The sequence below is a fragment of the Paenibacillus glycanilyticus genome, from assembly GCF_030161375.1.
Lineage (GTDB): Bacteria > Bacillota > Bacilli > Paenibacillales > Paenibacillaceae > Pristimantibacillus > Pristimantibacillus glycanilyticus_B.
Genome location: NZ_BSSQ01000001.1, coordinates 210,668 through 232,757, shown reverse-complemented (window position 1 = coordinate 232,757; position 22,090 = coordinate 210,668). Strand labels below are relative to the sequence as shown.

The 22,090-nt window shown below is 50.0% G+C and carries 15 protein-coding genes; 10 read left to right on the top strand and 5 right to left on the bottom strand.

Going from position 1 to position 22,090, the window contains the following annotated elements:
• The first annotated feature begins 1 nt into the window (after position 1).
• On the top strand, positions 2 to 3,457 hold the full coding sequence (locus QQK89_RS00820; RefSeq protein WP_284236502.1) for a glycosyl hydrolase 53 family protein: 3,456 nt from the start codon (positions 2 to 4) through the stop codon (positions 3,455 to 3,457).
• Positions 3,458 to 3,479: 22 nt separating this feature from the next.
• Positions 3,480 to 4,211, top strand: a complete 732-nt coding sequence (locus tag QQK89_RS00815; protein WP_284236501.1) for a sulfite exporter TauE/SafE family protein — start codon at positions 3,480 to 3,482, stop codon at positions 4,209 to 4,211.
• A gap of 41 nt (positions 4,212 to 4,252) precedes the next feature.
• Here the strand turns inward: QQK89_RS00815 and QQK89_RS00810 are convergent, their stop codons facing one another.
• Positions 4,253 to 5,071: a GGDEF domain-containing protein gene (locus QQK89_RS00810; protein ID WP_284236499.1), complete on the bottom strand. Its 819-nt coding sequence runs from the start codon at positions 5,069 to 5,071 to the stop codon at positions 4,253 to 4,255.
• A gap of 253 nt (positions 5,072 to 5,324) precedes the next feature.
• Here QQK89_RS00810 and QQK89_RS00805 point away from each other — a divergent pair, with 253 nt between their 5' ends.
• The 5 genes from QQK89_RS00805 to QQK89_RS00785 all read left to right on the top strand — a co-directional run bounded on the left by QQK89_RS00805 (position 5,325) and on the right by QQK89_RS00785 (position 10,343).
• Entirely contained in the window at positions 5,325 to 6,836 is a 1,512-nt protein-coding gene (locus QQK89_RS00805; RefSeq protein ID WP_284236498.1) for an alpha-N-arabinofuranosidase, read from the top strand.
• A gap of 17 nt (positions 6,837 to 6,853) precedes the next feature.
• Complete coding sequence (locus tag QQK89_RS00800; RefSeq protein WP_284236497.1) at positions 6,854 to 7,789, top strand: ArsR/SmtB family transcription factor; 936 nt, start codon at positions 6,854 to 6,856, stop codon at positions 7,787 to 7,789.
• Between the two features lie 440 nt (positions 7,790 to 8,229).
• Positions 8,230 to 8,883 (top strand): alpha/beta hydrolase, encoded by a 654-nt coding sequence (locus QQK89_RS00795; protein WP_284236496.1) that lies wholly within the window; start codon positions 8,230 to 8,232, stop codon positions 8,881 to 8,883.
• Entirely contained in the window at positions 8,873 to 9,778 is a 906-nt protein-coding gene (locus tag QQK89_RS00790) for a DUF7683 domain-containing protein (RefSeq protein ID WP_284236495.1), read from the top strand. The genes QQK89_RS00795 and QQK89_RS00790 overlap by 11 nt, the downstream gene beginning before the upstream one ends.
• A 151-nt stretch (positions 9,779 to 9,929) precedes the next feature.
• On the top strand, positions 9,930 to 10,343 hold the full coding sequence (locus QQK89_RS00785) for an NUDIX hydrolase (protein WP_284236494.1): 414 nt from the start codon (positions 9,930 to 9,932) through the stop codon (positions 10,341 to 10,343).
• A 114-nt stretch (positions 10,344 to 10,457) separates the two neighbouring features.
• On the opposite strand, the gene QQK89_RS00780 is transcribed toward QQK89_RS00785, so the two are convergent.
• A complete protein-coding gene (locus QQK89_RS00780) occupies positions 10,458 to 11,144 on the bottom strand; it encodes an MBL fold metallo-hydrolase (protein WP_284236493.1) in 687 nt (228 codons plus the stop codon).
• Positions 11,145 to 11,600: 456 nt separating this feature from the next.
• Here QQK89_RS00780 and QQK89_RS00775 point away from each other — a divergent pair, with 456 nt between their 5' ends.
• A complete protein-coding gene (locus QQK89_RS00775) occupies positions 11,601 to 14,087 on the top strand; it encodes a family 43 glycosylhydrolase (RefSeq protein ID WP_284236492.1) in 2,487 nt (828 codons plus the stop codon).
• Positions 14,088 to 14,132: 45 nt separating this feature from the next.
• Here QQK89_RS00775 and QQK89_RS00770 read toward each other — a convergent pair whose 3' ends face one another.
• The 3 genes from QQK89_RS00770 to QQK89_RS00760 form a co-directional block, all read right to left on the bottom strand.
• A complete protein-coding gene (locus tag QQK89_RS00770; RefSeq protein WP_284236491.1) occupies positions 14,133 to 15,233 on the bottom strand; it encodes a GntR family transcriptional regulator in 1,101 nt (366 codons plus the stop codon).
• 377 nt (positions 15,234 to 15,610) lie between these two features.
• On the bottom strand, positions 15,611 to 16,852 hold the full coding sequence (gene odhB, locus QQK89_RS00765; protein WP_284236490.1) for a 2-oxoglutarate dehydrogenase complex dihydrolipoyllysine-residue succinyltransferase: 1,242 nt from the start codon (positions 16,850 to 16,852) through the stop codon (positions 15,611 to 15,613).
• Positions 16,853 to 16,858: 6 nt separating this feature from the next.
• Complete coding sequence (locus QQK89_RS00760) at positions 16,859 to 19,741, bottom strand: 2-oxoglutarate dehydrogenase E1 component (protein WP_284236489.1); 2,883 nt, start codon at positions 19,739 to 19,741, stop codon at positions 16,859 to 16,861.
• A gap of 378 nt (positions 19,742 to 20,119) precedes the next feature.
• Here QQK89_RS00760 and QQK89_RS00755 point away from each other — a divergent pair, with 378 nt between their 5' ends.
• Both QQK89_RS00755 and QQK89_RS00750 read left to right on the top strand, forming a co-directional pair.
• On the top strand, positions 20,120 to 20,938 hold the full coding sequence (locus QQK89_RS00755) for a sugar phosphate isomerase/epimerase family protein (RefSeq protein ID WP_284236488.1): 819 nt from the start codon (positions 20,120 to 20,122) through the stop codon (positions 20,936 to 20,938).
• Positions 20,938 to 22,065, top strand: a complete 1,128-nt coding sequence (locus QQK89_RS00750; protein ID WP_284236487.1) for a Gfo/Idh/MocA family protein — start codon at positions 20,938 to 20,940, stop codon at positions 22,063 to 22,065. The genes QQK89_RS00755 and QQK89_RS00750 overlap by 1 nt, the downstream gene beginning before the upstream one ends.
• Positions 22,066 to 22,090: the final 25 nt, after the last annotated feature.

Sequence of the window (22,090 nt, the reverse complement as noted above, 5' to 3'; positions counted from 1 at the left end):
GATGAAACGAATGATACGAAGCGGCATTCTTTTATTTTTTACGATTGCGGTAGCGCTTACAACGATGGTGGGCGTTGGGCCGGTGAAGGAAGCGGAAGCGGCGGAGAGCAATTTGTCCGATCCGGATACGTTTATCAAAGGCGTGGATATTTCGACGCTGCAGGCGCTTGAAGATAAGAACGTGAAGTTTTACGATGAAGGACAAGAAGAAGATCTGCTGAAGATTATGAAGGATCACGGGGTTAATTATGTTCGGCTTCGCCTCTGGAATGATCCGGTTCAAGCAGGTGGCTATAACGATAAAGCGCATGTGCTGGCGATGGCCGAGCGGGTAAAGGCAGCGGGCATGAAGCTCCTTCTCGACTTCCATTACTCGGATTTCTGGGCGGATCCGGGTCAGCAAGTAAAGCCGGCGGCTTGGAAAGATCTTAGCTTCGCGGATCTCAAGACGGCGGTGTATGACTATACCGCGGACGTGATGAGTGAACTTGCCGACGCGGATGCTTACCCGGATATGGTGCAGATCGGCAACGAAATTAACAGCGGCATGCTGCTGCCCGACGGCTCAACAAGCAATATGGATAACCTTGCCGAGTTGATCGGCGAAGGGGTGAAAGCAGTAAGGGACACAACGCCGGAGGGGCAAACGACTCAAATTATGCTTCATTTGGCGGAAGGCGGAAATAACGGCAAGTTCCGCAGCTTTTTTGATGCGATGGAAGCGCGTCATGTCGACTATGACGTGATTGGCATGTCGTATTATCCGTTCTGGCACGGCTCGTTCCAGCAGTTGAAATCGAATATGGACGATATCGCGGCAAGATACGGCAAACCGATTGTTGTGGCGGAAACCTCGTATGCCAATACGCTCGAGAACGGCGACGATCATCCAAACACGGTTGGCGAGAACGAAACGAAGCTGGTTGGATTTGAAGCATCGGTTGCGAATCAGAAGCTTGTTACCGAGACGGTGCTGAATACGGTTGCCCATGTACAAGGCGGGCTTGGACTTGGCGTCTTTTATTGGGAGCCGGCTTGGCTGCCGGGCGTTGGCTGGAAGGAAGGCGAGGGCAATGCCTGGGAGAATCAGGCGATGTTTGATTATGAAGGCAACGCACTAGATTCGCTTAACGCGTTCCGATATGTGCCGGGAAGCATTGCCGGGGTGAACCCGATTCTCGTGTATCCGGCCACTCCGGTTACGATAACAACGGGAGATTCCCTCGCATTGCCTGCGGATACGAAAGTGCTCTATAACGAAGGCACGATTTTGTCCAAGGCGGTTGAATGGGATGAATTTGATTCGGAACTTCTGAATACCCCGGGAACGTTTGCGGTTCAAGGCAAGGTTGCGGGAACGGATTTAAACACCTCTGTCGAGGTTACGGTTACGGGAAGTCCGAATTGGATCAAGAACGGAAGTTTTGAGTCCGGTACGCTCTCGAATTGGGATGTAACCGGAGATACAGGGGCGGTGAAGATCGAGCATAACGCGGGGAATGCGAAGGCCGGTGAATACGCGCTTAATTATTGGTCGGGCTCGGCATTTGCCTATCAGGTATCGCAGACCGTAACTGGCCTTGAGAATGGAACTTATGAGCTTCGGGCGTATGCTTCGGGCGGCGAATATGCGGATCAAGCCATTTCGCTTACGGCTGAGAGCGGCGGCGAAACTTACAGCACGCCAGTTACGAATGCCGGATATAACGTATGGAAGCTTTATTCGATTGGCGAAATCAACGTAACGGACGGCCAGGTGAAGGTTGGCATTAGCGTCAATGGTCCGGCTGGGGCATGGGGGTATTTTGACAAGTTTGAGCTGGTGAAGACGGAGAAAGCCGAGGTTAATGTCGTGCAAAATCCGGGCTTCGAGAGCGGTGAACTTGCTCCATGGGAGGTATCCGGAGACAGCGAAGCGGTCAAGGCGGAGCAGAATGCGGCTAATGCCAATTCCGGCGATTACGCCTTGAATTATTGGCTGGGCACGCCATTTAAATATACCGTAAAGCAATCGCTTGAGAAGCTCGAGAACGGGATTTACGAGCTTCGCGGTTCCGCTTCCGGCGGCGTGTACAATGATCAGAAGATAAGCTTGTTTGCCAATTCAGGGGGGAAAACGTACAGCACCAACGTTGTAAATACCGGCTGGAATGATTGGCATTCGTATACGGTGAGCAACATTGAAATAAGAGACGGCAAAGTATCCTTCGGATTTGATGTAGATGCTCCTGCCGGGGCATGGGGGTACATGGATGATATTGCTCTTGTAAGAGTGGGAGATTTGCCAACCGGAGGAGAGAGTGACGGGGACGGAGATAACGGAACGTCTGCCGGCAATACCGGACAATCGGGCACTAATGGGGTTGTTACTCTAACTTCCTCCCAATTGACTGCAGACGGGAAAGGCGGATATACAGCTGTATTGCCTGCTTCAACGACAGAGGTTGTTTTACCGGCTGGATTGTATGATGTAATGAAGAAAGGCCCTGTTACGCTGTCAGCAGGAGAGTTGTCTTTGACCCTTCCTTCGGAAGTGGCAACCGAGCTGCTTGGCAAGCTGAAGAATGAAACAGGCAGCAAGGTAACGGTAAGTTTTGTACCGGTAACAGGAGAGGCTGCACGTCAATTGCTAAGCGGCACCGATGCGGAAGTTCACGCGCTGGGCACGATTTACAACTTCGAATTATCGGTTACGGATGCAGCGGGCCATGTTGAGAAGTTGTCTTCGTTCAGCCGACCGCTTACGCTGCGATTGAAGCAGCAGCAAGCTGGCAATCCGGATTTAACCGGCATCTACTATATCGCTGATGATGGAACCATTCAATATGCCGGCGGACAATTGATGGATGGCGTATGGCATACGACGGTTTCCCATTTCAGCAAATACGCTTTGCTCGAAGTGAAAAAGTCTTTCGCGGATGTGCCCGGCAGCCATTGGGCGGCACAAGCGGTAAATTCTTTATTCGCGAAACAGATCGTTCAAGGAGTCTCGGCAGCTGCTTTTGAACCGGGCCGAGAAGTCAGCCGCGCGGAATTTACGGCCATTCTTGTCCGCGCGCTAAAGCTGGATAAGGGGTCGAACGCAGCCGTTCCATTCAGCGATGTACCGGAATCAGCCTGGTATGCGGACGCGGTATCGATTGCTTATGAAGCGGGACTTATCAACGGCCGTTCGGCGGAACAATTTGATCCAAACGGCTCCATTACACGCCAAGAGATGGCTGTTATGCTGGCCAAAGCCTATTACATTCTCTATAAAGATACAGCTGCGACAGGAGTTGCCGGAGGAAGTCTTCCGTTCTCGGATCAAAGTTCAATTGCAGGATGGGCGCTCTCTTCTGTACAATGGGCCTATGAGCAAGGATTGCTGAAAGGACGCGAAGGCGGCAGGTTTGCGCCAGCCCAACCGATGACTCGGGCAGAGGCAGCCGAGGTCGTCTATCGTTTGCTTAAATAGAATCGGGAGTATTTGATCCATTATGCAGCCAGATGAACTAATCTTTGTCGTTATGATCGTATTGCTTGCCGGCTTTGTGCAAGGGCTGACAAGTTTTGGTTTCGCGTTAATATCAATGCCGCTGCTGCTTAAGTTGATGCCAATGCAACAAGCCGTGCCGGTCGTTGTCGTATTAAGTCTTCTGACCAACATTGCCGTATTGTACAGTAGCCGGAAGTATGTTCGAATCAATCACATTTGGCCGCTTCTCGCGGCAAGTCTGCTCGCCGCTCCGCTAGGTACATATGCTTTGTTATATGTGCCTGCTCATTCGCTCAAGCTGGGAGCCGGCTTGCTTGTTGCTCTTGTCTCGCTTCTGATGCTTAGCGGGAAATCTTTCCCGCTTGGAAGGATCGCATACGCGCCGGTTGGCGCATTAAGCGGTTTCCTGAACGGGAGCATCTCCATGAGCGGACCGCCGGTAGCCTTGTTTTTGACCAATCAAGGTCTCGATAAAATGACTTTCCGGGCTAATATTACGGCTTATTCTCTACTTCTGAATATCATCACGATCGGGACGTACGTATACGAAGGACTGCTGAACGAGTCGTCCATGGAAACGGTTGGATGGGCAGTTCCGGCGTTGATTATCGGGGTGATTATCGGGATAAAGGCGGTTGGAAGGCTGAACGAGCGGTTGTTCAAGACAATCGCGTTGTGGCTGATTTTAGTAACGGGGATTTGGACAGCGGTTAACGGAATTATCGGAACATGAACCAAAAAACCTTGAAGGTATTGAGCTTAAAGCTCGAACCTTCAAGGTTTTTTTCTTCGTTGCTTCATCTGATACATCGCTTGGTCGGCATCCGTAATGAGCTGTTTGAGGCTGGCATACCGTCCTTGGTTGGAACTTACGCCAATGCTGGCTGATATCGATACCGGCTGCCCGTTAACCATAAACGGGTCGATGAAAGAAGCGTTGATTTTGTCCTGCACGGCACGAATGCCATGTTCTTCGCTCAAGTTATGGAAGCAGATAATAAATTCATCGCCTCCGTATCGGACGATTCGATCCGTTTGACGAATTTGCTGCTTGAGCCGGTTGGCGATTTCAATCAATAACAAGTCTCCGAATTCATGGCCGAAATTATCGTTGATTTGCTTGAAATCATTCAGGTCAATAAACATGACGCCAAGCGGAGCGTCCGTGCTGCGCTGGAATAATTCGTCCAGATATCTTCTGTTGAACAGGCCGGTCAAACTGTCCGTAACTGTCGCATGCTCCAGATCAATCGTATAGCCAAGAAGGGAAGCCATGGTGCCAAGGGCAAGCAGCTCGTCCTCGCTTGGAGTTATGGGATCCCGGTCAACCAAATAAATAAAGCCATAAATGAGGCAGTCATTGGAGGAGATCGGCACCGCATGATAGAGTCGTTCGCCAATGATGGCGCTAACATCGGCTCGGAAGGTCATCCCGCTGACAGCCAGCGCATCTCTACGGTTATGGGCTTGTACAATCCGGTAAACGGAACCTTCTTGTATCGCAATAAAAATCGTGTCGACATGAACAAGGGTGGTCAATAGCTGTATGGCATGTCCGGCTGCATCGTCAGTAGAGCGAATTTTGCTGGGCATTGTCGTTCATCTCCTGCAATAATGGCGAACCATCTGAAAATTACCTTCTGATTCCAGTTTAGACGAAACAAACGGCAGACTCAACAAGGAACTTTTTCATATTGGACAACTCGGGAAAATTAATGGTATTTCTAAGTTTGGATTAACAGTATTATTAATTCATATATATTTAAATTCGCTATTGAATTATTTCAATTGCTGTTGTTTAATAAAGGTAATCTTTTAATCCTTCATTCTATAGAGGTGAATTCGAATGGCAAACAAGGCAAAAATGATCGTAGACAAAGATTTTATCGTAGGCGAAGTGGATAAACGTATTTATGGTTCTTTTATCGAACATTTGGGACGCGCGGTTTATGGCGGTATTTATGAGCCGGAGCATCCTTCCGCAGACGAGCAAGGATTCCGTTCCGATGTGCTTGAATTGGTCAAAGGGTTAAATGTTCCGATTGTCCGCTACCCTGGCGGTAATTTTGTATCCGGTTACAATTGGGAAGACGGCGTAGGTCCCGTAGCTGACCGTCCTAGACGGCTTGAGCTCGCATGGCGGACGATCGAACCTAACCTTGTTGGTTTTAATGAATTCGTGGACTGGTGCAAAAAAGCGAATACCGACGCGATGATGGCGGTTAATCTGGGCACCCGCGGACCGGAGGAAGCGCGTAATCTCATCGAATATTCCAATCATGCCGCTGGCTCCTACTGGTCGGATCTTCGCATTAAACACGGTTATAAAGATCCGCATAACATCAAAACCTGGTGCCTTGGCAACGAGATGGACGGACCATGGCAGATCGGAGCTAAGACCGCTGTAGAATACGGCCGCGTTGCCAACGAAACGGCTAAAGTGATGCGTTGGGTCGATCCAACGATTGAGCTTGTAGCTTGCGGAAGCTCGGCGCTTGGCATGCCAACCTTCCCCGATTGGGAAGCTACGGTACTCGATCTGACGTATGACAACGTTGATTACCTCTCGCTTCACCAGTATTATGGGAATAGAGACAAGGATACGGCTAATTTCCTGGCGCAGTCGATGGGGATGGACTCTTTCATCCAGACCGTTATCTCCACGGCTGACTATGTGAAAGCGAAGAAACGGAGCAAGAAAAACATCAACCTCAGCTTTGACGAATGGAACGTATGGTTCCACTCCAACGACAGCGACCGCAAAATCGAACCGTGGTCCATTGCGCCGCCGCAGCTGGAAGATGTCTATACGCATGAGGACGCGCTTGTTGTCGGCTGTATGCTGATTAGCTTGCTCAAACGGGCGGACCGCGTGAAAATGGCTTGTCTCGCGCAGCTCGTTAACGTTATCGCGCCAATTATGACCGAGAACGGCGGAGCCGCGTGGAAGCAGTCGATCTACTATCCATACATGCATGCTAGCCTGTTTGGCCGCGGTACCGTGCTTGTGCCTTTGCTCAAATCGGATAAATACGATTCCAAAGACTATACCGATGTTCCTTATGTGGAAGCGGTAGCTGTTCATAATGAAGAGCTTGGAGAAGTAACCGTATTTGCCGTTAACCGAGATCTGGATCAAGCAAGACCGTTCGAAGTGGATCTTCGCAGCTTTGGTTCTTTCCGCGTAATCGAGCATATTGTCCTTGAGAATGACGACCTGCAGGCTGTGAATACGGCAGCTAACCCGGATCGCGTGAAGCCGCACGCAAACGGCAATGCCAAGCTTGAGCAAAGCGGTACCATTGAGACGCATCTTGCCAAAGCATCCTGGAACGTCATTCGCATCAAACTTCAATAAGGTACAGGATGTGAAACATGTTAATCAAAGCCGATACAGACCATGCCTGGCTTCCGCTCTACGAAGCGCTGGCTAGTCCTGTACGATTAAATATTCTGGACCTGCTTGCTGCGGCTCTGGAGCCGATGAATGTCAAAGATCTGGCTGCCGCGCTTGGATTAAGCAGTGCGATCGTAACGATGCATGTCCGCAAGCTGGAGCAGGCGGGAATTATCCAGACGAAGATGGTCAGGAAGCAAGGCGGCACGCATAAAATTTGCGAGTTGTCCGCATCCCGCATCCAGATTGATCTGCCTCAGGCGGGGCTACTGCCAAAGAAAACCCATGAGATCAGCATACCGGTCGGGCACTACACGGAATTCGAGGTATATCCCACCTGCGGTATAGCTACGACGGACAAGGTCATCGGCCAATTCGACGACCCGAGATATTTTCTCGAGCCGGAGCGGATGAATGCGGGGATTTTATGGTTCGGCAAAGGATACGTCGAGTACCGAATTCCGAACTATCTCTTGCCGGGACAACGCCCGGAGGAGCTCGAGATCGTGCTGGAGATCAGTTCCGAAGCACCGGGATACAATGAGAACTGGCCATCGGACATTGTGTTTACCCTGAACGGGGTCCCAATCGGCATGTGGACGAGTCCCGGCGATTATGGCGACGTGAAGGGGAAATATACGCCGGCTTGGTGGCAGGACTTCGTCAACCAATACGGCCTTCTCAAGATTATCCGCGTCCAGAAAAATGGCACCTTCATTGATGGCCAGCAAATCTCGGATGTCGGCATCGACCAGATTGGCCTAACCCGCAACCAATGGGTATTCCGCCTCGCCGTCGAAGACAATGCCGCCCATGTCGGCGGCCTAACGTTATTCGGCAAAGGCTTCGGCAACTACAACCAGGACATGATCTTCCGCGTGCATTATAGCGAGAGTGTTGGTGGGCTCGCTTGATGGTGGAGCTACGAAAGTAAATATTCTTACGATCGCTGTGGTTTTCGGATTCTTTGAATGAGGCTTAGCATGTTGGAATCCGAAAACCAAGGCGAACGCTCCGCTTCTCCAGAACATTTACTTTCTCCACTCCAAAGTCGCTCGCCCATAAGTGGAGGACCGTTTCAGGACTGCTAATAACTTAGCAGTCCTGTTTTTGTTGTTCCTGGGCTGGTTAGTCAGGAAGATAGGGGCAACAAAAGGTGATGTTACTATTGAAACGAATATTATATATAAGTTGAACTTTTTGAAAGGGAGATAAAAATGGAGTATGGAAAAATCAATATTACCTCCATATATTTCTAACAGTGACTTATCATGGTGGATTCTAGGTCATCCGTGGGAGAATAAGATTACTATTTATGGCGATAAACTTAAGCATGGATAGGAGACTAGCGACAATGTCATTTATTGCGGGAAGGCTCGTTACTGAGACTCTTGAGTACGATGGTGGTAGACAAGTTACGGTGTACGTCCCTCCGGATCCTGCCGAGGTAATTGTATTCGCAGGTGACGGTCAGTTGATTTCGCAGTGGGGCGCAGTCCTCGAGAAGGCAGTCGTACCGTCTACGATGATCGTCGGCGTGCACCGAGTGGCAGATGAGACGCAGCGGCTCCATGAATATTCACCAAGCTTTAGCCCGGAACGATTCGCGGCACACGAGAAGTTCTTCGTCGAAGACGTTTACCAATGGACCCAATGGCGTTTCGGAGTCACGCTAACTACCGAACGCACTGCGGTGTTTGGTGTCTCCGCAGGTGGAGAACTCTCGCTTGCGATGGGCCTTCGGCATCCGGACAAGTTCGGTGCGATCTTTTGCGCCTCGCCGGGCGGCGGTTACCGGGCACCTGATTTGATGCCGAGTTCGATTCCGCGCACATACCTCGTCGCCGGTACGCTAGAGCCGTTTTTCCTAGATAACGCGACAAGGTGGGCGGCTGCGCTGCGTGAGGCAGGTGCAGATATGGTAATGAGAGAGAGGATCGCGTCACACGACGATGCGATGTGGCGAGAAGAGTTTCCGCTGATGGTAGAGTGGGCATTTGGACGATAAGACTTCTGGACCGGCGGACAAGACTTCAATAAGCTACCGGGCAGTTATGCTTAATTACAATAATAAGTTATCTGTTGTAATATGGAATGTAATTAATATCAAACTGGTGTCTTTGAAGGTGAGATTTAATTTGAAATGTCAGTGGAGAATCACTAAATATAACCCGCTTTATAGAAATGAAAAGGGACATTATTTATTAGATGAATGGACATGCCCATCTGAAATTGGGAAAATAATAAATGGACAATTATTCACATTAGAAGATTATCTCCTTATTGAACACGCTTATGTCGAAACAATAATAGAGTTCTTAAATGAAAAAAAGCTATATTCACTGCGTTTAATCCAGACATCCAACAATTCGATTTCACAGGAAGAAAAGACATCTGTCTTATATGATCATGAATTTGGAATGATCAATATTAAGGAAGATTTGATTGTGAACATAAATGAAATTCGCATAATATGCAAAATGATATTAAGAAATTTTGCTGATTGTCAGCTAATTTCCAAAGACAATTTTTTTGTGCATTTTGGTTGGGATTATTATATGTATATTGGCAGCAGTCAAAAATCTTTAACTGCAATTGAATTTGCAAAAAATAACGGTCTTTATGTTGAGAAATTTTTTTCACCGTATTACTTCGAAGAAAAAGATACAACAAGATTAGTACAATGGAGTGAAGTAGGGGCAGAGATCCCGTTGGTTATAGGGGATGAGGAAATAGTTAATGTGCCATTAGAAGAATATCGAAAGATATTTAATTTATCAGAAGAGCATCCTGTTTTTGGATATTTTGAAATAACGAAAGACTATAGAGATTTCTTTCAAATATTTCTGAGTCACAAGATGGATTTTACAAAGTATGAATACGGATTGTGGGCTGGTAATTGAAATTTATAATAAGATAGCAAAGATCAATTATCATTAGTTGGAACAGTATGGTTTAGACAGTTGCTATGATATTACAAACAAACATGGAGCAGTTTCCTAAGCGGTAGCTACTCTATTTTTATTAACTAAAGGGCATGATGGAGGGAATTCTTTGAACAAGTGGGTCGGTGCGGCAGGTGTATGTGTTAATTCAGATGGGCAGTTATTAATGGTTCTACAAGGTAAACCGGAGGAAGAGAAACGATGGTCGGTACCGTCTGGGGGGAAAGAACAAGAAGAAACCCTGGAAGCATGCTGTATGAGGGAGGTATATGAGGAGACAGGTTACCGATGTAAAATCATCAAAGAAATAAAAGGCAAGTCAGGAGCATTTGGTCCAGTTGAATATCATGTAACCTATTTTGAAGTCGAGATTTTAAACGGACAACCAACACTTCATGACCCTGATTGTCTTATTTATGAAATCGCCTGGAAAACCTCTGAACAGCTAAAAGAACTGCAACTTTCCTTTCCCGAAGATAAAGAGTTTTTGTTACAGTATATCGAGCAAAAAGCATTGCGCTAACAAGAATAAACGTTGAATATATTTGTAGGCGAGTAAAATGTTAAAAGGACAGTTTTCATGGCTGCTGAAGCCGTGTAGCTGTCCTTTCTCTGTGTTCACGTTGTTATATTGCCGCTACTCATTCTCGACCGGACCCGCGTCGAGAATAGCTTGCAGGCGATCATACAAGTTATCCATGCATTCGCCGCCATGGTAGGCAATTATTTTAGAGAGATCCAACACTTGAAATTTCGCAATGGATTGCAGCGCCGTGACTTGATCCGACGTATAGATTGGGCTGTACGACTGCAGGATGCCGTCTTGTGCCCTTAATGCGTCGCCGGCGATTAACGTCTTGCTTGGGATATGGTAGAAGGAGGTGTGATCAGGCGTATGGCCTGGCGTAAACACCACGCGGATACCACCAGCGAAAGGCAGGATATCGCCGTCTTGCAAGGCGACGTCGACTTTGACCGGTGTTCTGACGAGCTTCTTGCTCTTGTGCAAGGGGAGTGCTCCAGCCAAATAAGGGACAGCGGTTTCATGGGCAAGCACTTGAACCCGATCGCCAAATGCTTGTACCAAATCGGGCAAGCTGCCGATATGATCCGAATCTTGATGGCTAATAAGAATTTTGGTTAGTTTCTCGAACGGAATCCCTGCTTCTTGGAACGCAGCACGAATCAGCTCCATTTGATCGGGAAGCCCGGCATCGACGAGAACGATGTCTTGAGCGTCCCATAGGACGGTTAGATAGAAAGGATTGTTGCGATTTGCCATGGTAAGTTGGATGGTCTTAATGCCAATGTCCGTTTGAGTCAAGTCGACACCACCTTATTGAATTTGTACATGATCTAATTATTCCTCTATGTCCATAGTAAATCAATATTCCTGGGTTGTCAGCCAGGAACGTTGCGGCACCGCAAGGGCTGTACCCAAGGTCTTTTATGATCTTGGGTACAGCCCTGTTTGGTTGGGGCGAGCCGGGAAGTGGTGGTGAGGAGGAAGGGAATGCTCTTGAAAAGCGTTAGCGCTCGCCTTGGCTTTCGGGTTCCTACGTTGAGACTACATATTGAGGGAACCCGAAAGGCACAGCGATTGAAAGAATATTCACTTCCGTAGCACCATCCTTCCAATAGCGAGCCTCATCCAACTAAGGCAGCCCAAGTCATAACGACCCAAGGTACATTTTATATCTAATTAGGTATAAGAGCTTGTCCCCACCGTTTGTTATACTACGTCTTGAAAACGCTTACCAAATTAAGGAGATGATCGTTGATGAAAAAGTGGAAAACCTTGCTGCTTGGCGCAGCCGCTGCCGTTATGCTGATGCCGCTCCAAGTGAGCGCATTCAGCAACCCGATCAACATAAGCGATTCTTGGCGTTGGGCGAACAATGATTTTTACGGGGAAGGCGATCCTTATATTCTGAAATTCAACGGTACCTATTACCTCTATGTCAGCACAGTCGACGATCAGACCGGCGTTAAGGTGTGGTCCTCCACCAATCTTATCGATTGGAGCTATCGCGGGTTATGCACGACGGAAGCAGTCACGAAAGCCGCTTATGCACCTGAGGTTGTTTATTGGAACGGGATGTTCTATATGTATACCTCTCCTGGCGGCGGCGGTCATTACGTTCTGTCGAGCACTAGTCCAACCGGTCCGTTTACGGTTGCCACCGGCAATCTTGGGATGGGAATCGACGGGAACGTATTTATTGATGACGATGGCAAATGGTATTTCTACTCGACCGGGTCCGACCGGATTGATGCCCGTCCAATGACGAGTCCGACTGCTTTTGGCGCGGTTGAGAATACGGGGTTATCGATGGCGGGATGGACGGAAGGTTCAACGACCTTCAAGCGTAACGGCAAATATTATATGACGTATACCGGCAACCATGTCTGGAGCACCGCTTACCGGGTCAATTATGCAACCAGCACAAGCCCAACGACCGGATTTACGCCTGCAAACAATCAGAACCCGGTATTGATTGATACCGAAGGTTCGAATGTAGGCCTCGGACATAACAGCATGATCAAGGGACCGGATCTGGATTCGGACTTTATCGTTTATCACAGCCATGCCTCTGGCGGCAATCTCGTCTACCCGGGCCGCAAAATGAACTTGGATCGTGTAGCGTGGAACGGGGACAAGATGCTGGTGCTTGGTCCAACAACCGCTTCCCAGCAGAATCCCGAATTGGCGGATTTCGAAGACCGCTTCAACCGGACGGCTATCGGTACCGGATGGACCAATGTCGGAGGAGGCACGTGGGGGATCTACAATCAGGAACTGATGTGGCAAGACACGATTGGCAATACGAATACGTACCGCCAGGTGACAACCTCAAGCACGGCGAGTGATTATACGGCGGAATTCAATACAAAGCAGATCAAGCAGGGGACTAGCGCGAATCCGGTCTATGGAACCGTGTTCTCCTACACGGACGAGAGCAATTACGGCGTTGCCGTGCTTAACCGCAGCTTGAATCGTCTGGAGACGAATTTTGTAGTGGGAGGCGTCAGCCAAGGTTGGCAATATTCCGCTCTTCCTGCGGGTTATGACTACACGAAGTGGCATCAGATCCGGGTGGAGAAAGCAGGCAGCAGCTTTGCGATTTACGTCGACGGTATGAAAAAGCAGACCCGCACCGTTAGCGGGATTAGCGGAGGCAAAATCGGCTATACGACAACCGATGCGCATGCTGATTTTGGCTATGCGGCTTTTAGCAACAAGGTGAATGGCAGCAGTGCTTGGAATACATACAAACCGCTGCCCGGTTCCATCGAAGCCGTTCATTATATGAACGGTGGTGAAGGTACGGCCTATCATGATTTGACTGCAGAAAATACCGGCGGTGCTTATCGCAGCGGTTCGGTTGATATTCGCAGCTCTGCAGCTGAAGGAAAAAATATTGTAGGCTGGAATCAAACCGGAGAATGGCTGAAGTATCGGGTGAACGTCGCCGAGACCGGTTATTATGATCTGGACGTGCGTCTCGCCACCACCTTTACGGACGCAAGCTACCGTGTATGGGATGGCGCTACAGATCTGACCGGCGTGGTTAGCGTACCAAGCTCCGGGGATTGGGAGAACTGGATAACGGCAAGCAAGAAAGGACTTTATTTGACGGCGGGATACCATGAACTGAAATTCGAGTTTGTAAAAGGCGAGTTTGATTTCTCTGGAATGACGTTCTCTCGCGGCGATGCGGTGACAAGTCTGCTGGACGACTTTAATGATGGGAATGACAATGGCTGGACGAGATTTGACGGCAACTGGTCCGTAAATGCGGGAGAGCTGGACGCGGCAGGAGCCGGTGCCTTCGGGAAGACCATCATTGGCAACGAACGTTGGGCTGATTATACGGCTGAGTCCGATATCAAGCTAGTGGATTCCACCGGTGACGCTGGCATGCTCGTTAGGGTCAATAACCCTTCGAACGGCACGGTACTTGCCAATAATCCGGATTACGTGCAAGGCTATTATGCATTCATCAAGCCGGACGGCGTGTATCTTGGTAAAATGAATTACAATTTCACGTCCGTTGCCTCCGCACCGGTTGCCCTTGCAGCGGGAAGCTGGCACCATATGAAGGTTGTGACATCCGGAACAACGATTAAGGTGTACGTGAATGACATGACAACGCCAAAAATCGCCTACACGGACAACAGCAGCAATCCGTTTACGCATGGCAAAGTGGGTCTTCGAACTATGAATAACCATACGCGGTTTGAAAATTTCCGCGTTAATCCTTAAGAAGTAAAAGAAGGAGACGGCCCTAAGAGTGGCCTTCTCCTTCTTTTATTGTGGCCACATCAATTGTACGGGTACAACGAACTGGCCTTGCCGCTCTTCGCCCCGAACAATATGCTCCATGAGCAAGGAGACGGCCTTTCTTCCGATGGATGACTCATCCTGGCGGATATAGGCAATGTCCGGAATCTCCGGATCATCAAATGTAATCAAGTGTTTGCCCGTCAGAGAGCCATAACGTTTCAAGGCATAATAGGCTAAACGCGCAAGCTCCACGTCTGTTGCGATAACCCCCGAGAAATGGGCATGGTGCTCCGCGATCCACCCGTTCATGAGCTTGGCACCTTCATCTCTCGACACATTAAAAGATTCGTAAGGCATCGTATAACGAAGAACGGAAGTTTCGGGAAGATAGGTAATGGCGTTCTCAAACCCGGCAAGCCGATCGGCCATTACGCTATGTTCGATTGGAGGCGAAAGTATAGCAAGCTTGCGATGTCCCAGCTTGGCGAGATAAGTTACCGCCTTGCGCGCGCCGTCACGATTATCCGAACTTACGCTAACAAATGGCTTGTCCGTATAATACCTGTCAATGAGAACAACGGGGCAGCCCAATTCTTCAGCTTGGTCAACGGCTTGTCGCTCGTGATTTGCACCGATGGAGAACAGGACCAGTCCGCTAATTCCAAGTTCGTCTAAGTCTTGGATCGATTGGCGTTCCTTCATCGGGCAACCTCTCGATACGCGGATAACAAGCGTATAGCCATATTCATTTACCGTATTTTCAATAGCATCGAGAAGCCGCTGTTCCACTTTCGTCCGCATGGAAGGGATAATCATGCCGATAAGCTTTTTACGCGGAAGGAGAGCAGAGGTGTTCTTGCTGCTATCCTCCTTCTGAAATTTCAGATGATACGGCGCTTGTCCCGCGACAAAAGTTCCTTTGCCCTTGGAGCGGACGACGATACCTTCCTCAGCAAGACCCGACAATGCTCCTTTTGTCGTCATTAAGCTGACATGGAATTGATCTGCTAATTCCTTCTCGGAAGGTATTCGGTCTCCGGGGCGGAGATTACCTAGCATAATCTGCTTTTTTATCGCTTCTTGTATTTGTTTGTACAAAGGAATATCCTTCATGTCGATCACCATTACTACTATACTTCTTGTAGGAAAAATTTCGCAATGACAATTTGAAATAATGTCATTCTTGTTTTTCCATCGTTCCTGGGCGTTCAGCCAGGAACGCTTACGGCTGTAAAAAAGGCTAAACCCCGTGGGCTTTTAGCCTTGGGTTCAGCCTTTTGTTTGTTTGTTGTTAGGCGAGCCGTGGGAAGGCGCGGAGTAAATGTATCTTCTGGAGAAGCGGAGCGTTCGCCTTGGTCTTTAGGTTCCAACATTATAAAAGTTGTTAAAGGAAACTAAAGACCACAGCGATCAGAAGAAGATACATTTACGCAGCAACTGCAAACAGCGAGCTAACATCAGCAAATAAAAATAGGCTGTACCCAAGGGTACAGCCCAATCATTTAGCCTTCCAAAAGAAGGGTTTCCGGATCTTCCAACATTTCCTTCACTTTCACGAGGAAGCGAACGGCTTCAGAGCCGTCAACGATACGGTGATCGTAAGTGAGGGCGATGTACATCATCGGACGGTTCTCCGAACGTTCAGCGTCGATCGCTACCGGACGAAGCTGGATTTTGTGCATACCCAGAATGCCGACTTGCGGAGCATTCAAGATTGGCGTGGACAGCAGGGAACCAAATGTACCGCCGTTAGTAATCGTGAATGTTCCGCCTTGCAGCTCATCCAGCGACAACGAGTTATCGCGTGCTTTTTTAGCCAGGGAAACGATCGATTTCTCGATATCAGCGAAGCTCATGCGGTCCGCGTCACGTACGACAGGAACAACGAGACCTTCTTTAGCCGATACCGCGATACCGATATCGTAGTATTGCTTAGCGATGATATCGCCGTTGTTGATCTCAGCGTTCAGGTTAGGGAACTCTTTCAATGCGCCAACAACTGCTTTAGTGAAGAAGGACATGAAGCCAAGACCAACTTCGTGCTTATCCAGGAACGATTGCTTACGGCGTTTACGAACGTCCATGATCGCAGTCATGTCCACTTCGTTGAATGTTGTCAGCATAGCTGCTGTATGTTGAGCTTCAACGAGGCGGTTAGCGATTGTCGCGCGGCGGCGGGACATCTTCGTACGCGTGAAAGGCTTGTTCGACGTGAATTCCGGTTGAGCCGCTTTTGCTGCAGGTGCAGGAGCCGCTGCAGGAGCCGGAGCTGCTGCGCGAAGATCAACGCGACCAAGCGTCGATTGCGCTTCGTTAATGTCGATGCCTTTTTCTCTAGCAAGCTTGCGGGCTGCAGGAGAAACGTTCAAGCTGCTGCCAGCTGCAGGAGCCGGAGCAGGGGCAACCGCAACTGCCGTAGCAGGAGCAGCAGCCGCAGGAGCCGGAGCTGCTGCAGGTGCTGGAGTTGCTTCAGCTGCCGGTGCAGCAGGAGCCGGAGCGGCAGCGCCGCTGCCAGCTCCGATTGTGCCGATGACTTCGCCGATTTGAACGGTGTCGCCTTCGTTTTTAGTCACTTCTTGAAGAACGCCATCGGATTCAGCGCTGATTTCAATGTTTACTTTGTCGGTTTCAAGCTCGAGAAGAACGTCGCCTTGTTTAACCGCGTCTCCTACTTTGACTACCCATTTGGAGATTGTGCCCTCCGTAATCGATTCACCCATTGCCGGTACAATAATTTGTTGCACGTGAGCCTACCTCCCAGTGTTATATGTCAACGACGGACTATATTTTAAAGTCTGCAATAAAATGTGCTGCTGCTCGAAGCTGTGTACTTGTTGGAAGCCGCTTGCGGTACTCGAACGCTCAGGACGGCCGATGTAGCTTACGCTTGCAGCGGCTGGCGCGATTTTGCGCAGGCGAGGTTCCATGTAGAACCACGAACCCATGTTTTGCGGTTCTTCTTGTACCCAAACGATTTCCTTCAGATTCGGCAGACGTTCGATAATCGCTGCGATTTCTTTCTCAGGGAACGGATACAACTGCTCAACGCGTACGACATGCAGCCAATCCAGCGATTGGTCGCCGTTTTTCTCGATAGCATCTTCAATGTCGATGGCCATCTTGCCCGTTGCAAGCACGAGACGTTCCACGCGGTCAGGCTTAGCGCCAAGACCTTTTTGCTCGATAACGGATTTGAACGAACCGTTGCTCAGTTCGGAAATTTCCGACGCAACGCGAGGGTTACGAATCAAGCTCTTCGGTGCCATGATGATCAATGGACGGGCAGCATCGCTCTCCGTGATCGAAGCTTGGCGGCGAAGCAAGTGGAAATAGTTCGCTGCGCTGGACAAGTTCACAACCGTCCAGTTCTCTTCAGCGGACAATTGCAGGAAACGTTCCAGACGAGCGCTGGAGTGTTCCGGGCCTTGACCTTCGTAACCATGCGGCATCATCATGATCAGACTCGATTTCTGCTGCCATTTCGCACGGCCAGCCGAGATGAACTGATCAATCAGGACTTGCGCTACGTTCGTGAAGTCGCCATATTGAGCTTCCCAGAAGACCATTGTCTCGGGAGCGTGTACGTTGTAGCCGTATTCGAAGCCAAGTACAGCCGCTTCGGAGAGCGGGCTGTTGTGGATTGCGAACGAAGCTTTTGCTTCCGGCAGATGATGAAGAGGGCAGAACGTGTCGCCAGTCTCAGCATCATGCAGCACCAGGTTGCGGTGAGCAAACGTTGCGCGCTCTACGTCCTGGCCGCTGATCCGGATCGGTTTGCCTTCAGCCAGAATCGTTGCGAACGCAAGCGTCTCGGCATGGCCCCAGTCCATCTTCTCGCCGTCGTTCACGGCTGTTGCGCGGCGTTCCAGGATGCGCTGCAGCTTCGGATAAACGGTGAAGTTTTCCGGCCATTTGAGCAGGTTTGCGTTAATCTCGCGAAGTTTCTCAACCGAGACAGGAGCCACTTGCTCGCCCGTTGCCAGATCGTTAGGCAATCCTTGCGTCTGATGAACGGGTTCTTGGCCTTCACGGCTCTTCATTTCTTCGTAAGCCGCTTTCAGTCGGCCGATAACTTCTTGTTTCAGGCCTTCCGCGTCTTGCTCGGTAATCGCGCCTTCCGCAATCAGTTTGTCCGTAAAGATACGGCTTACCGTCGGATGAGCTTTTACCTTTTTGTAAATCGTAGGTTGCGTTGTTTCCGGATCATCGGTTTCGTTGTGGCCGTATTTACGGTAGCCAATCAAGTCGATCAGGAAGTCTTTCTTGAACTTCGTACGATATTCGCTCGCCATGCGGGCTGCAGCGATAACCGCATCCGGGTCATCCGCGTTAACGTGTACGATTGGAATTTCATAACCTTTGGCTACGTCGCTTGCATAATGCGTCGAGCGGGAATCATGGCTTTCGGTCGTGAAACCGATCTTGTTGTTGACGATAATGTGAAGCGTGCCGCCATGGGAGTAGCCGTTAAGCTGCGACAGGTTCATCGTCTCCGCAACGATGCCTTCGCCAGGGAACGCAGCGTCGCCGTGCATAATGATGGCTGCTGCCAGATCCGTGTTTTGCTTCGGATAACCCGGAGCCATGCGGTCATCCTGCGCTGCCCGCGTAAAGCCTTCGACAACCGGATTCACGTACTCGAGATGGCTTGGGTTGTTCGCGAGGGAAATACGCGTCTTAACCGTTTCGCCGGTTCCGATCGAACGGTTCGCGCCAAGGTGATATTTCACGTCGCCGGTCCAGCCGTAGTTGATGCCGATGGAGCCTTCGGACGGGCTCATCTTCTTGTTAGTTGCGTTATGGAATTCGGAGAAAATCTTGCTGTAAGGCTTGCCGAGTACATGCGCCAGAATGTTCAGGCGTCCGCGGTGAGCCATGCCCATCAGAATATGTTTAACGCCGTCATTGGACAGCTCGTGAACCATCTCGTCAACGAGGGCTACGAGAACGTCGTTGCCTTCAACGGAGAAACGTTTTTGGCCGACGAATGTACGTTGCAGGAAGTCTTCGAATTGTTCGGCTTCGAACAGCTTCGTCAGAACTTTCTTGCGTTCTTCCGTGCTTAGCTTCGTTGCCGGAAGTTGTTTCTCAACGCGCTGTTTCAGCCATGCGCGCTCTTCTTCGTTATGAACGTGGCTGAATTCGAAGGCAATCGTGCCCGTGTAGGCTTTGCGAAGCTTCTCAATCGCTTCCCAGCCGTTTCTCACGTCGGCAGGCGCTTTCGTCCAGACAAGCTCCGCCGGAAGGGCTGCCAGATCGGCTTCGGACAAGCCGTAAGTTCCAAGCTCAAGCATGTTTGTGCTAACTTTTGGACTGATACCGAGCGGGTCGATATCCGCAGCTAAATGGCCGAAAGCGCGTATGTTCCATACAAGCTTACCAGCCGCTACTAGGTTTTGAAGTACTTTTGCGTCGATCGCCGCGCCGCCGGAAGCTTGCGCTGCTACGATAGGTGCCGCCGTTTGGCCTGCGTATTGAGGCGGTTCGCCGTGTTTCTCGAACAGCTCGCGATACTCGGCAATGACGGATTCGGGATTTTGCTTAAACAGTTCATATTGCTCTTGTACATAACCAAGGTTGGGCCCGTAATAGGATGCCCAAGGGTCTTGCGTGTGCAAATTGCCAGATGACATCGACAGATACCTCCGTCTAGGATTTTGAAGTTCAAGGGACGGAAATTAGAACTTACTTATGAATCCATTATATTATAAACATGCCCCGTAACTAAAATAACGAATATGTATCATTATTATCTTGAAAATAGATCGATTGAGCTTCGAGGGCGGAAATTTTCATTCTTATTATGCTCATTTCATCAAATTCCAACACGCTCATCATGGAAAAAGCCGGCGTCTCCGCTCAGCGAGCATGCCAATATGAGAACGATCTTTCCCGGGGCGCCCAACCAATAGAAATTTCCCCCGCTTGTCGCCAAAAATATCCCTTATTCGCGCGGTTCAAGCTCTATAATGGAAGGGGATGGACATATTGATCAGCGGGAGTGAGGAATCGTGAACGTATCAATTGGAGGCTATTCGTTTAACAACACGTATTTGGAAGGCAAAATGGATGTATTCGGTTATTTGGAAACGGTTAAATACCGCTACAAGCTGGACGTGGCCGATCTGTGGAACGGCTTTTTCATCGACCGTAACACGGGTCCGATCTATCAGCTTGCAGATGAAAGCTATATCCGCAAGATCCGCGAGGCGCTGGACGAAAAGGAAATGTCGGTTGTCAATTTGGCCGTTGACGGCGCGCATTTGTGGGATCCGGATCCGGAAGTCAGACAACGTCTATACGACAACGCGCTTGTGCACCTGCGGGCTTCGGTTATTCTTGGAGCCCAAACCGTCCGGATCGACACGGGCGGCAGCTATCATGACGTGGAGACGATGACGGATGAACAGTTCGAATACACGGTCCGGACGTACCGGGAGTTTGCGCAGTTTGCTTCGGACAACGGGTTTCTGATCGGACCGGAGAATCATATGGGCGCATCGCTCTTGCCCCGCGAAATGAAGCGGATTGCCGAAGCAGTCGACCATCCGGCATTTGGTTTCCTTGTGCATCTCGGACGGTGGAAAGCGGACCGGGAGGAAGGCGACAAATTGGTTGCGCCATGGGCTTACCATACCCATTTTGACGAACAGACAGCCGTTTCCGGCGATGCATTGAATACGATTGCAACTCTGAAGGATGCTGGCTACAAAGGCTACTGGGGAGTGGAATATAACGCGCCGAAGCGGCAATATCTCGAGATCGAAAGACTGCTCGGCATAGTCAAGAAACATCTGGCGGACGAAGCGGATGCAAGGGGTGAAGGATAATGGAGACGGTCAAGATCGGAATCATTGGCGTTGGTCAGATCGGCAAGCAGCATATCGAGAAATACCGCCAGATTGCGGGCGTAGAAATCGTTGCCGTATGCGACGTGAACGAAGCGGAAGCTAGACGCGTGGCGGAGCAATACGGGATTCCGCATGTGTATTCGGATTATCAGGCACTCCTTCAGCTTGAAGAGATCGTGGCGGTTGATGTATGCCTGCATAACAACTTCCATGCGCCGGTTACGGTGGCCGCGCTGAAGGCGGGCAAACACGTGTATTGCGAGAAGCCGATTGCCGGCACCTACGAAGACGGCAGGAGGATGCTTGAGGCGGCGGAGGAAACGGGCAAGCTGCTGCATGTTCAGCTGTTTACGCTATACGGCAAAGATACGAAAGCCGCCAAGACACTTATTGAAGGTGGCAAGCTTGGCAGATTGTACCATGCGCGCTCGACAGGCTTCCGCCGCAGAAACCGTCCCTATGTCGACGGTTATGGCACGCCGTATTTCACCAAGAAAGAGACGGCTGCCGGCGGCGCTTTGCTCGACATGGGCGTATACCATATCGCTCAACTGCTTCATTTGCTTGGCAATCCGGAAGTCGAGCGAATCTCTGGCAAGGTTTATCAGGAGATGGCCATGCCGGAGGACCGCAAAACAAGCAGCGGCTTTAACGTGGAAGAGCTGGCAACCGGCTTTGTCCGCTTTAAGGGCGGTTTGACGCTGGACCTCATTGAAGCTTGGTCGGTGCATATGGGCGGCTTTGAAGGAAGCAGCATCTTGGGCTCGGAAGGCGGCGTACGGTTGCCGAACGGGATGCCGGGCGAAGCGACGCAACCGTTCAGCTTCCATAGCACCGTATGCGATATTGATCTGGACAGCACGATTGACCTGGACATGATGGATTTGCGCTGGCACCGGCTGCGCGAGAATGAAGACGCGTACGACTCGTCGCAGCATCATTGGATTGCGGCGCTTCAGGGGCGCGTTCCGTTATTGCCAACCGCAGCGATTGCTCTGCGGACGATGTTGATCAGTGAAGGTATTTATTTGTCCGATGAGCTAGGCCGCGAAGTATCGGCTGAGGAAGTCAGGTCCCGTTCCAGCTCAACGGCAATACCGGTATAATCATGGGCAGTACAAGGATGGACAG

Bases quoted from the DNA above. Each gene is read 5' to 3' on its own strand.
- QQK89_RS00820 (WP_284236502.1), top strand. From the start codon at position 2: ATGAAACGAATGATACGAAGCGGCATTCTTTTATTTTTTACGATTGCG.
- QQK89_RS00815 (WP_284236501.1), top strand. From the start codon at position 3,480: ATGCAGCCAGATGAACTAATCTTTGTCGTTATGATCGTATTGCTTGCC.
- QQK89_RS00810 (WP_284236499.1), bottom strand. From the start codon at position 5,071: ATGCCCAGCAAAATTCGCTCTACTGACGATGCAGCCGGACATGCCATA.
- QQK89_RS00805 (WP_284236498.1), top strand. From the start codon at position 5,325: ATGGCAAACAAGGCAAAAATGATCGTAGACAAAGATTTTATCGTAGGC.
- QQK89_RS00800 (WP_284236497.1), top strand. From the start codon at position 6,854: ATGTTAATCAAAGCCGATACAGACCATGCCTGGCTTCCGCTCTACGAA.
- QQK89_RS00795 (WP_284236496.1), top strand. From the start codon at position 8,230: ATGTCATTTATTGCGGGAAGGCTCGTTACTGAGACTCTTGAGTACGAT.
- QQK89_RS00775 (WP_284236492.1), top strand. From the start codon at position 11,601: ATGAAAAAGTGGAAAACCTTGCTGCTTGGCGCAGCCGCTGCCGTTATG.
- QQK89_RS00770 (WP_284236491.1), bottom strand. From the start codon at position 15,233: ATGGTGATCGACATGAAGGATATTCCTTTGTACAAACAAATACAAGAA.
- QQK89_RS00760 (WP_284236489.1), bottom strand. From the start codon at position 19,741: ATGTCATCTGGCAATTTGCACACGCAAGACCCTTGGGCATCCTATTAC.
- QQK89_RS00750 (WP_284236487.1), top strand. From the start codon at position 20,938: ATGGAGACGGTCAAGATCGGAATCATTGGCGTTGGTCAGATCGGCAAG.